3 protein-coding genes are annotated in these 12534 nt (G+C 60.3%); all 3 read left to right on the top strand.

Annotated elements, in window-relative coordinates; genetic code table 11:
* The first annotated feature begins 37 nt into the window (after positions 1–37).
* The 3 genes from VEZ38_RS20300 to VEZ38_RS20290 all read left to right on the top strand — a co-directional run bounded on the left by VEZ38_RS20300 (position 38) and on the right by VEZ38_RS20290 (position 12529).
* Positions 38–7987: a fibronectin type III domain-containing protein gene (locus tag VEZ38_RS20300; RefSeq protein WP_324896802.1), complete on the top strand. Its 7950-nt coding sequence runs from the start codon at positions 38–40 to the stop codon at positions 7985–7987.
* Positions 7988–8135: 148 nt separating this feature from the next.
* Positions 8136–10748, top strand: a complete 2613-nt coding sequence (locus tag VEZ38_RS20295; RefSeq protein WP_324896800.1) for a beta-mannosidase — start codon at positions 8136–8138, stop codon at positions 10746–10748.
* Complete coding sequence (locus VEZ38_RS20290; RefSeq protein ID WP_324896798.1) at positions 10745–12529, top strand: hypothetical protein; 1785 nt, start codon at positions 10745–10747, stop codon at positions 12527–12529. Before VEZ38_RS20295 ends, VEZ38_RS20290 begins: the two co-directional genes overlap by 4 nt.
* The last annotated feature ends 5 nt before the right edge of the window (positions 12530–12534 follow it).

Genomic DNA, 12534 nt, shown 5'->3' with positions numbered 1-12534 from the left:
AGGGCTTCGCAAACTATGATGAAGGAGGCTTTATGATTTGAAAAAAACGAAAGCGCTTTCTGTAATGCTCGTCGCCGCCCTGACGGCAAGCCTTGGGTACTTCGGTCCGCCCCCTGCGCCGGCTTCGGCGGCATCGGTAGAGGTCAATGTGGCAAGAGGCGTCGCTGATGTCACAACGAACGGCATCGCGAGCCGGAACGGCAAGCGGCTCTCCGTCGTAACGGACGGCGACCGTTCGACGACGGAATACGCTCTGATCGCAACGGACACGGGCGCCAAGTACATACAGTTGAACCTCGGCGAACCGTTTGCGATTACGAAGGTAAATCTCCTCAACGATTACAATCCGGATTCGCCGCGTACCGGCAAAGATTTGATCGTCCAGCTGTCGAACGACCCGACGTTCTCGACCGGGGTCGCGACGATTTATAACAACGACGCCGACAACAGCGTCGGTCTCGGCGCCGGCGCCGACGCGGAATACGTCGAACCCTCGACGGGAGCGGGTTTGACCGTAACGCTCGGCAGTCCGATTTCCGCGCAATACGTACGTTACTGGGCTAACGGCCATACGCGTACGCAGACGGGCGCGTACAACGCGGTGAATACGCCGGTGGAAGTCGAGGTGTACGCGCAGCTGCCCGGCGTAAACAACGCGCTTCCCGCGATCTCCTCGCTTTCCGCAAGCGACATCGCGAACAATTCAGTAAAGCTTTCCTGGACCAGTCCGGGGCCGAACGGCATTACGGGGTACGATATTCGTTATGCCGACGTACCGATTACGGAATCGAATTGGAATAACGGTTCCGTCGTCAAGCGGGTCGTCGGCGAGCCGGCGGTCGCGGCGGCGAACTCGACGCAGCAGATGACGCTGCAAGGTCTTCCGATCAACAAGAAGCTTTATTTCGCGATCAAGACCGTGAACGGGCTCGTCGATGCGTCGGCGCTGTCCAACGCGGTCGAAGCGACGCTGCCGACTTCCATCAACGCCGCGCTCAACAAGCCGGTGACGTCGAACGGCACCGTCAGCGGCGGGGCGTTATCCAATGTCACCAACGGGAACCTGGCACGGAGCGATTACGCCTTGATCTCGACAAGCAGCGAACCGAAGTACGTACAAGTCGACCTGACGGACAGTTATGAGATCGTGGGCGTAAATATCCGAAGCGATTGGGGCGCCGACGCCAGCTCGTACCGATACGGTCATGACTACGTCGTCCAGTTGGCCGCGGACGCCGCGTTCACGACCGGCGTGACGACGATTTTCAACAACGACGCGGATAACACCCTCGGTCTCGGCGCGGGCGCGGATCCCGTATACGTCGAGCCGATCGACGGCGGGGGCTGGAACATCCCGTTGGCGACGCCGGTTACGGCGCGGTACGTACGTTTCTGGGGCAACGGACACACCCGGATGAACGGCACGACGAACACCGTCAACACGCCGGTCGAAGTGCAGGCGTTCGCGAAGTCGAATGACGTCACGGCGCCGTCGACGGTGACGAACTTGACCGCGCCGAGCGTCGGCTGGAAGAGCGTTCAGCTGCAATGGACGGCGCCGGGCAACGACGGAGCGACGGGGACGGCGCTGGAATACGACTTCCGATATTCCACGTCCGCGATCACGTCGGCGAACTTCGACGCGGCGACGGCAATGGCCGGCGCGCCCGCGCCGGCTGCGGCGGGGACGACGCAGTCGTTCGCCTTCGGCGGGCTGCAGCCGGATACGACGTATTATTTCGCGATGAAATCGAAGGACGAAGCCAACGTCTCCGCGATGTCGAACGTCGTGACGGTGATGACGCCGGCGGCGGACAACGTAGCGCCGGCGACGATTGCGGACCTCGCGGCCTCGCGCGCGAACAGCAAGAGCATTCAGCTGTCGTGGACGGCGCCGGGCGACGACGGGAACGCCGGTACGGCCGCCTCGTACGAAGTGCGGTATTCCACGTCTCCGATTACGGCTTCGAACTGGAGCTCCGCGACGGAAGCGATCGAGGAGCTGCTGCAGCTTCCGGCCGGGACGACGATGACGTACGACGCGAACGAGCTGAGCCCGAACACGACGTATTACTTCGCCGTGAAGACGACGGACGCGGCCGGGAACGCGTCGGCGATATCCAACGTCGCCAGCGCGACGACGACGGCGCCTTCGCCCGACGCGGTCACGGTCAGCACGCTCGCCGCGTTGCAGAGCGCGATCCATGCGGCGCCGCCGACGGGGCGCATCATTACGCTCGCCGCGGGCGTGTACAATGTCACTTCCCAAATCTCTATCAACGGGAAAGACAACATTACGATCCAAGGCGCGACGTCCGACCCGGAGGACACGGTATTGAAGGGGCCGGGAATGTCGAGCTCGCTGGGCCAAATTTTCGACGTCAACGACTCGCACTACCTAACCATTAAGAATCTGCGCATGCAGGATACGAAGTACCACGGCGTGAAAATCAACTTCGGCTCCAACTATTTCACGGCGGACAATATCGTCGCGTGGGACCATGGCGAAGGCGGCTTTAAGGTTACCGCACAGCCTTGGACGGAAGGCGCGCCGTATTCGGATTACGGCGTGATCAAAAATTCCCGTCTCGGCTATACGACGGCCGGCAATAACAACGCCGTCGAAGCGATCGACATTATCGCCGGCATGAACTGGAAGATACAGAACAACTACTTTGAAAATACGTACAAGAGCGTCGGCAACGGCGTCGCGTACGCCGTGTTCGCGAAGGGCGGCGCCCGCGGCACTACAATCGAAAACAACGAATTCCGGAACAACTTTACGGCCATTTCGTTCGGCGGCGGCGGCACGGGATCGGCGTACTTCCGCCACGGCAATAGCGCCTACGAGCATTATGACGGCATCATCCGCAACAACGTCATCATTAAGACGACGGATGCGGCCGTTTATATGAACAAAGCGACGAACTACAAAGTGTACAACAATACGATCTTCAACGTCGGCTCGGGCGTCGGCGCGATCGAGTCTCGATACGTCCAGAGCAACGGCTTGGTGTACAACAACTTGATGAACGGCATCATTAAAAATAGGGACGGCGGCACGCATACGGCGGCCGCCAACCTGACGAACGCGACGATCGACTTCATGGTCGACGCGGCGAACCGGAACTATCGTTTGAATCCGTTGAAGGCGACGGCGGCCATTAACACCGGGACGTCGCTTCCGTCGGAAGTGCCTACAGACTTCTATGGCGATGCCAGACCGTACGGATCGGGGTACGACATCGGCGCGGTAGAGTTCAGCCCGGACGAGACGGTTCCGCCGGCTGCGATTACGCTTAGCGCGACGGACGTAACGATGCGCAAGGCGACGCTGACGTGGACCGCCCCGGGCGACGACGGCAATACGGGAACGGCGTTCTCGTACGATCTCCGGTACAGCACGGCGCCGATCACGGAGGCGAATTGGGGCTCGGCGATCCCGCTGAAGAACGAGCCGGCTCCCGCGGTCGCGGGCACGACCCAAACCTATACCTATTACGGTATCCCGGCCGGCGGCACGTATTATTTCGCGATCAAGGCGATCGACGATATGAGCCAACAATCCCCGTTGTCGAACTCGCTCGCCGTTACTACGACGAGCAGCAGTACGACGGAATTCGACGCGACCGACGATACGTACATCTACGGCGCCGGGGTGTACGGCAGCTCCGCGTCGCTGCTCGTCAAGCATCACACCGGCGTCGGCGAAAATTTATATGCGTATTTAAAGTTTAATCTGGCCAATTTCGCGCCTGCGTCCACGTGGAACGCGAAGCTCTATATCAACATCAAGAACAGAGGGACGACGCTCGTGCCGATCTCGGTATTCGGGGTACTGGACGATAATTGGTCCGAGGCGACGGCGAATAGTACCGTGCAGCCGGATCTTTCGAACGAAATCCTGCTCGGCACGTTCGTCTCCGACTCGCTCGGCGTGGTGGAGTTCGATGTAACGGATTTCATTAACAGCCAGCTGGCCGGCGACAAGGTCGTTACGCTTCGTCTGGCCGACGTGAACGATAAGCGGTCTACGGTGAGCTTCGAAAGCTCGGAAAGCAGCGTCAACCAACCGTTCCTCCTAGTCCAGGACGGCGCCGATACGATGGCTCCGGCCGCGGTGTCCGACCTCGCGGCGTCGAACCCGTCGAACAAGTCGATCGATCTGTCCTGGACGGCGACGGGCGACGACGGGATGGTGCGCACCGCGACGAGCTACGACATCCGTTACAGCACGTCGCCGATCACGGACGCGAATTGGAACGGCGCGACGCAAGTGTTCGGCGAGCCGCTTCCGACGGCGCCGGGTACGACGCAGGGCTTTACGCTGTACGGCCTGAACGTGAACACGACGTACCACTTCGCGATGAGAACGACGGACGAGGCGGGCAACGTTTCGCCGCTTTCGAACGTCGCCACGCAGACGACGAATGCAGGCGTCAACGTCGCGCTCCATAAGCCGGTCACGGCCAGCACGACCGACCTGTTCGGGGGCGCGCTGAGCGTCATTACGGACGGCTCGGCGAGCGGCGACGGCTACGCCGGCATTCGGACGACGGCCGGCCCGCAATATTACCAAGTCGATCTTGGCGCGTCTTACGCATTGAACCGACTGCGCATCGTCAACGACTGGGGCGCCTCCTCCGGGGCATATCGCACGAACAAGGATGTGATCGTGCAGCTTTCGAACAGCGCGACGTTCGCCTCCGGCGTTACGACGGCGTATAACAACGACGCCGACAACACCGTAGGTCTCGGCGCAGGGACGGATCCCGAATATCAAGAGCCTATCGACGGCAGCGGGAAATGGATCGATCTCGCCGCGCCGGCGAACGCGAGATTTGTACGGGTGTGGGGCAACGGCCATGTGCGCGCGGATAACACGACGCATGCGGTCAATACGCCGATCGAATTCGAAGCGTACGCGGACCCGGGCGACAACACGCCGCCGGCGGCCGTCACGAATTTGACGAACGCCTCCATGACGTTCGACAGCATCGACCTTACATGGACGGCGCCGGGCGATAACGGCACGAGCGGGCAAGCGAAGCAATATTTGCTGCGGTACGCGCCGTTCGCGATCACGGAATCGACATGGAACTCGGCGACGCCGGTTGCCGGTTTGCCGCTGCCGCAGCCGGCGGGCGGCCAAGAGACAATGACGGTCGGCGGGCTGACGACGAACGCCACGTATCATTTCGCTCTAAAGACGGTGGATACGGCAAACAACATCTCGGCGTTGTCGAATGTCGTCACGGCGACGATCAACAACACGGACATGGCGGCGCCGGGGACGATCTCCGATCTGGCGGCGACGCGCACGGGCCCGAAGAGCGTCCGCCTCGGCTGGACGGCGCCGGGCGACGACGGCGCGACGGGCCAAGCGAAATCGTACGAGGTGCGTTACTCGACGTCGCCGATTACCGCGGCGAACTGGAGCTCCGCGACGGAAGCGATCGACGAGCTGCTTCAGCTTCCCGGCGGGAGCGCCATGAAGTATCAAGCGAACGAACTGACGCCGAATACGACGTATTATTTCGCGGTGCGCACGACGGACGACGTCAATAACGTCTCGGACGTCTCGAACGTCGCGGTCGCGACGACCTCGTACCCGGTGCCGGACAGCGTGACGGTGACGTCGCTTGCCGACTTGCAAGCCGCGATCGATACGGCGCCGGCTTCGGGCCGCGTCATCACGTTGGCGGCGGGGACGTATTCGCAGTCGTCCACGATCAATATCAACGGGAAAGACCATATCACGATTCGAGGCGCTACCTCGAATTTCGCGGACACCGTCATCGTCGGTCCGGGCATTACGAGCAACCTCGATATCAGCATTCGGGTGAACGATTCGAACTACGTCACGATTCGCGATCTGACGATTCGCGATTTCAATTACCATGCCGTACAGGTCAACTCGGGCTCGTATTACTTCCACGCCGATAATTTGTACGCATGGGATCTGGGCGAGGGCGCGTTCAAAGTGACCGGGGCCGTATCGACGAGCGGCGCGATGTATGCCGATTACGGCCTCATCGAAAACTCCGTCCTCGGCTATACGACCGGAGGCGCGCGCGGCGTCGTCGAGGCCGTCGACATTATCGCCGCCAGGGGATGGGTCGTGCGCGGCAACACGGTGCAGAACGCGTACCATCCGAGCACCAACTCCGTGGCCTATGCCATGTTCGCGAAAGGCGGCTCGATCGACACCGTCTTCGAGAATAACCTTATCAAGGGCAGCGACATCGCGATTTCGTACGGGGGCGGCCTGACGGCGTCCCAGTATTTCCGCAACGGCGTGCTCGGCGTCGAGCATTATGGAGGCATCATCCGCAATAACGTCATCCATAACACCGAAGACGCAGGCATCTATTTGGCGAAAGCGGTAGACTTCAAGGTGCTCAACAATACGCTCATCAACATCGCGCCGAACGTGAGCGTCGGCGGAATCGAATCGCGCTGGGCGGGCAGCAACGGGGAAATTCGCAACAATCTCGCCGATAAAGCGCTGAAGAAGCGGGACGGCGGCACCTACACCGAGTCGAATAACATCGTTACCGCGACATCGGCCTGGTATGTCAATCCGAGCGCCGGCAACTATGCGCTCCAGCCTTCCGCGGCGGCCAGCGCAATCGACACCGGCATGCCGTTGCCGACGCTCGTGCCGACCGATATGCTCGGCGTCGCGCGTCCGATCGGCGGCGGCTACGACCTCGGCGCGGTGGAGTCCGGCACGCCGCCGGCCGACACGACCGCGCCGCAAGCGCCGACGGGGTTGACGGCGGCCGGCCAAACGGCGACGACCGTCTCCTTGTACTGGACGGCCGCGACGGATAACGTCGGCGTCGTCGGGTACGACATCTATGCGGGAACGACGAAGCTGAATGCAAGTCCGGTGACGGGCACGAGCTACGTCGCCTATAACCTGACGCCTTCCACGGCGTACACGTTCACCGTGAAGGCGAAGGACCGGGCCGGCAACGAATCCGCTGCGAGCAACGAGGTCGCCGCGACGACGGACGCGGTGCCGGATTACGACCCGCCCAGCGCGCCGACGCTGTCGAGCACCGGGGTTACGGATTCGACCGTATCGCTCGCTTGGACGGCGTCGACGGATAACGTCGCCGTCGCCGGGTACGACGTGTACAACGGCTCGACGAAAGTCAATGAAAGCCTGATTCCGAATACGGCGTATACCGTCGCGGGGCTGGCGGCGGAAACCTCGTATACGTTCACCGTCAAAGCGGTCGATGCGGCCGCCAACGAGTCGGATGCGAGCAATGCCGTCACGGTCACGACCGCGGCGAACGTCCCGCCGGACACGACGCCGCCGAGCGCGCCGACGGGGCTTAGCACAACGGCGCGCACGGATACGTCGCTGTCGCTCGGCTGGAACGCTTCGACGGATAACGCGGCGGTCGCGGGGTACGACGTCTACATCGGCGGGACGAAGGTCAACGGAACGCTTATCGTCGGCACATCGTACGTCGCGACCGGACTTACCCCGAACACGCAATATTCGATCTACGTCAAAGCGGTCGATACGTCGAACAACGAATCCGCGGCGAGCTCGACCATCAACGTCAGAACGCTCGAGACGCCGCCGGAGGGAGCGCTGGCAAGAACCGGCTGGACGGCCTCCGGATCGAACGGATCGAGCGCGTTGGACGGAAACGCGGGCACGCGGTGGTATGCGACGAGCCATTCGCCTTCCTCGACGTTCCAAGTGGATATGAAGGCGGAGTATACAATCGACGGACTCTATTTCCATAAGGGAACCTTCCCGGACAACTACAGCGTCGATTACACGATCGAGACGTCTACGGACGGCACGACGTGGACGACGGCGGGCACGGCGGACGGCACGGGCATCGGCAGCGTCACGGCTTCGTTCGCGGCCGTGACCGCAAGATACGTGCGCATTACGCCGACCGCTTCGCAGTCCGGCTGGTGGAGTATCGCAGAATTTTACGTCTTCGGTTCATAAAGCGCAAAGCAGGCGCCCCGGCGAAAGCCGGGGCGTTATTGCGTATGACCGGCACCGCGTTACGAAGCTAATAGTTCCCCAGTAAAAGTCAGCATTGTCCCGTATATCGGCAGGACCGTTCCCGATACCATGGAAGAGGGGATGAGACATGATAGGCAGGGAGGCGGGGACAAAGACGATGACGGCGGAAACGCGGTATATGAAGCTGGATCGCAATTGGAAGCTCCAAAGCTTCGACAGGAAAGAAGACATCCCGGACGACGTGCACAGACCCGGCTACGATGAAGGGCAGTGGCTGGAAACGAAGGTGCCGGGAGACGTACATTCGACGCTGCTTGCGCATGGCGTCATCAAAGATCCGTATTACTCGACGAACGATCAGGCATGTAGGTGGATCGAGCGGAAAATATGGGTGTATCGCATGGAATTCGACCTGCAAGACGCAGGGGAAGACGCGGCAGTCGTCCTGAAGCTCGACGGTCTCGACACGCTGGCGGAGGTGTTCGTGAACGGCGAGTCGGCGGCGGTTTCCGAAAACATGTTCGTGCCCGTATACGCCGATCTCACGGGAAAACTGAAAAGCCGAAACAATGTTGTCGTCATTCGCTTCGATTCCGCTGTCGCGTATGCCGCGCAGCAAGATGTTTCCCGCTTCTGGTCGAAGGTCAATTACGAACGGATTTGGCTTCGGAAATGCGCCTGCAATTTTTCGTGGGACTGGGGTCCCCGGATCGTGACGGCCGGCGTCTGGCGGGATGCCTGGCTGCAGATCGTCCCCAAGGCGCGTATCGATCATGTGTTCATGAAAACGCTCTCGCTCGGGCATAACGCCGCCGAGGTGGAGGTCGAGGTCGAGGTCGCTTCGTTCGGGGAGGAACGGCGGCTCCAAGCTGAAATCAGCCTGAAAGGCACATCGCGAACGGAGCGTCATGAAGCTGCGGTCGCGGACGGACGCGCCTCCGTCCGGTTTACGGTAGAAGACCCCGAGCTCTGGTGGACGTTCGACCACGGTGAACCGTTCCTGTACGAGCTGACCGTTCGGCTGAAGGCGGACGGCGAGCTGGTGGATACGGCCGTCGAGCAGGTCGGGATCCGCACGATCGAGGTCGTTCAGCGGTCGGAAAGCAACAGCCCCCGATTCACCTTCCGGTTGAACGGCAAGGACATCTATGCGAAAGGCGCCAACTGGATTCCCGCGCATAATTTCTTGGGTGCGATAAGCGACGAACGCTATGCGGATCTCATCGCTCTATCCAAAGAAGCGAACATGAACATGATTCGGGTGTGGGGAGGCGGGATCTACGAGAAAGCCTCGTTCTACAACGAATGCTCCCGGCAGGGACTGCTCGTATGGCAGGATTTCATGTTTTCCTGCAGCGAGCTCCCGGATTACGACCCGGCGTTCATGGCGAACGTGCGGAACGAAATCGTCGCGAACGTGAAGGCGCTTCGAAACTATCCGTGCATCGCGATCTGGGCGGGAAACAACGAAAACCAGGCGATCCACAGCGAGAAAATGTATGGCCGAAGCGACTACCGCTTCTACGGGGAGAAAATATTCCACGAGCTAATCCCCGACCTGCTCGAGCGGCTGGATCCGACGCGACTGTATTGGCCGAGCTCCCCGTGGGGCGGGAACGACGCGAACAGCTTCGAGGAGGGGGATACGCATAACTGGGCGGTGTGGGCGGGCGACGTCTATCCCCGCCGGTACGGGGAGAAGCCCCGCATGGATGTATCGCCCTACGGAATTTCATACCGCAGATACGCGGAAGACACGTCGAAATTCAGCAGCGAGTTCGGCATTCACGGGAGCACGGTGAAGGAAACGATGAAGCGCAATATTCCCGAATCGGAGCTGTATTACGGCAGCTTCGAGCTGGATTACCGCAACAAGGACTACGAGCCGGAGAAAGCTTCGATCACGATGGCAGGTTATTCGGGACTGCCCCGGAATCTGGACGAATACATCGATTTCTCGATGCTGTGCCAGGCGGAGGGTTTGAAATTCGGCGTGGAGCATTTCCGGAGAAGGAAGCCGGAGAACAGCGGGGCGTTGATTTGGCAGCTGAACGATATTTGGCCTGGCATCAGCTGGAGTCTGATCGATTATTATCTTTTTCCGAAAGCCTCTTATTACTATGCCCGTCGGTTTTATAATCCGGTACTCCTGTCCTTCAAGGAAGAGGCGGGCGCCGTCTCCGTATGGGTCACGAACGACAGTTACGAGCGGTATTCGGATACCTTGACCGTCAGCGTCCGGAATTGTTTTGGAAATGCGACATTCGAGCAGGCGTACCCGGTCGAGATCGAACCGAACTCCTCGAGACCGATCGTCGAATTCAGTCCGGCGGAGGTGGAGTGGCGTCTGGGCGTGATCGACAAGCGAAGCCATTATATGGCGGTGCGAAGCGAACGCGAGGACGTGTACGATAATCATTTCTTCTTCGCGGAGCAGAAAGATTTGCGTTTCAGTCCCTGCCGGCTGCAGATTGCGCATGTCGCCGTCGACGATGCCATCGGAATCGCATTGACTACCGACTGCTTTGCCCGGTTCGTAAAGCTGGAATGCCCGATCGATCATACGATGTTTTCCGACAATTATTTTAATCTCCTGCCGGGCGAGACCAAGAAGGTCGTCGTAACGAACCGGAAGGGAGCGGCGGTCACGTTCGCCGACATCGCCGTCAGCGCGTTGAACGGAAGGAAGAACGGACGGAACGGTCCGGCAAATTTAGAGCGACAAGGAGACCGGCCATGAAGAACAGTTACTTGATCCCGGATACGATCCGCATCTGTCCGCAGACCGGCGACGTACTGGAAGCGCAAGCCCGCATCCGGTCGCTTGCCGACCTGACGGAAGCTTCGGCAAGTCTGGTTTCCCCGCGAAACGCTTATGTCTCCTTTCAGATCGCCGTGCGGCTCGAAGGCATGACAGGCTCGTCGTTCCGAATCCGGGCCGATGCCATGAAGGGAACGCACGACGTGATCGCCGGCAGCGAGTTTGCTTTCTATGCGGAGTGGTATCATCGCGTGAAAGGAAGGTATTATCCCGACGCGCTCGTACCGCTCGCGGTCGACGCGCCGGAGGAGCGAACGCTGGCATCCATAACGCTTCGGAACGCGGTGCCGGATCGGTCGTTTGCGGTATTGTGGGTCGATTTGTTCGTTCCCGCCGCGATCCGGGCGGGGGAGTATGCCGGCGCCATCCATGTGACGATCGGCGATCGTACGGACACGCATCCCATCCGCGTCAAGGCGCTCGAAACCGCCGTGCCCGACGAATCGCTCATCATCGCGGACCTGAACAGCTACGCCGACAATATTTCGCGCAGAATGGCCAGCCTTCGCAGCAATGAGAACCGATACGAAGACGGCTCCTATTTCCAGGCGGAACGGCAGTTTTTCCGAATGGCGCATGAACACAGGGCGCTGCTCCACTATTTGCCGTATGAGCATTCGGGCAAGGTGCCTTCCGCCTTCATTCCCGAACTGGAGGGCAAAGGGAAGGCGATGCGCGTCAAGGACTGGTCGCGGTTCGACGAGCACTTCGGACCTTACCTCGACGGCTCCGCTTTCGAAGGGACGAAGCGGGGGGCGATCCCGATCCCCTACATGTATTTGCCCTTTAACTTTCATTGGCCGGCCGACTATGCGAAGTTCGGAATGAAAGGCTATCGCACGGAATTCTCGACCATCATGCAAGAGTTTTATCGCCACTTTACGGAGAAGGGCTGGCTGCGGACGAAATTCGAGCTTTTCCTGAACCACAAGAAGCGCTATAAACTCTTCCCTTACGACGGCGACGAGACGCGCTTCGTGTGGGACGAGAAAGTGAACGATATGTTCTACGACTTGGCTAAAGACGTGCTTGAGCGGGATGAAGGGGCGCAATTCGTGTTCCGCACCGACTCGAGCTGGAGCTACGGTTTGCATTATGAAAAATACGCCGACATCATTAAGCTGTGGGTCGTGAACGAGCAAATGTTCTCCTGGTTCCCAGAGAGCCTCGAACCGCTTCGAGCGGCAGGCTGCGAGGTGTGGACGTACGGCACCGCGCAACCGATCGGTCAGACGCTGCTCGGCACTTCGATCGTCCCTCTCGCCGCGGTAGCGCGAGGGGTGGACGGGTTCGTGTATTGGGAAAATACGAAATGGGGAGATCGCTGGCAGGAGACGCCCGATTCGGACGGCAGCACCACGATGTTCTACCCGGGGGACCAGCTGTTCGGCATCCCGGGGCCGATACCGTCGATCCGACTCAAGACGCTCCGCGGCGCAATGCAAATCGCGGATTGCATGGAGCGGTGGATCCGCGAACGGCCGGAGAACGGGCGCGCGGCCATGAGCGAGCTCATCTGCGATTCGCTGGGCATCGACAAGGACGCATGGTGGCCGGGCAAGCCTTCTTTCATCGACCTGCCTCCTTACAAATGGGAAAACGCCATGTTCAGCGACGCGCCGAAGGCTTCGCTCCACAAGGGACAGGACCCGGAGGCGTTCGGCGCGTTGAAGAACAAGCTATGGAACTTACTCGGGTAGGAGGC

It is taken from the genome of Paenibacillus sp., assembly GCF_035645235.1.
Taxonomy (GTDB): domain Bacteria; phylum Bacillota; class Bacilli; order Paenibacillales; family YIM-B00363; genus Paenibacillus_AE.
This window is presented reverse-complemented; position numbering and strand designations above follow the sequence as displayed.

Coding starts and splice junctions, on each gene's coding strand:
- VEZ38_RS20295 (WP_324896800.1), top strand. CDS start 8,136: ATGATAGGCAGGGAGGCGGGGACAAAGACGATGACGGCGGAAACGCGG.
- VEZ38_RS20290 (WP_324896798.1), top strand. CDS start 10,745: ATGAAGAACAGTTACTTGATCCCGGATACGATCCGCATCTGTCCGCAG.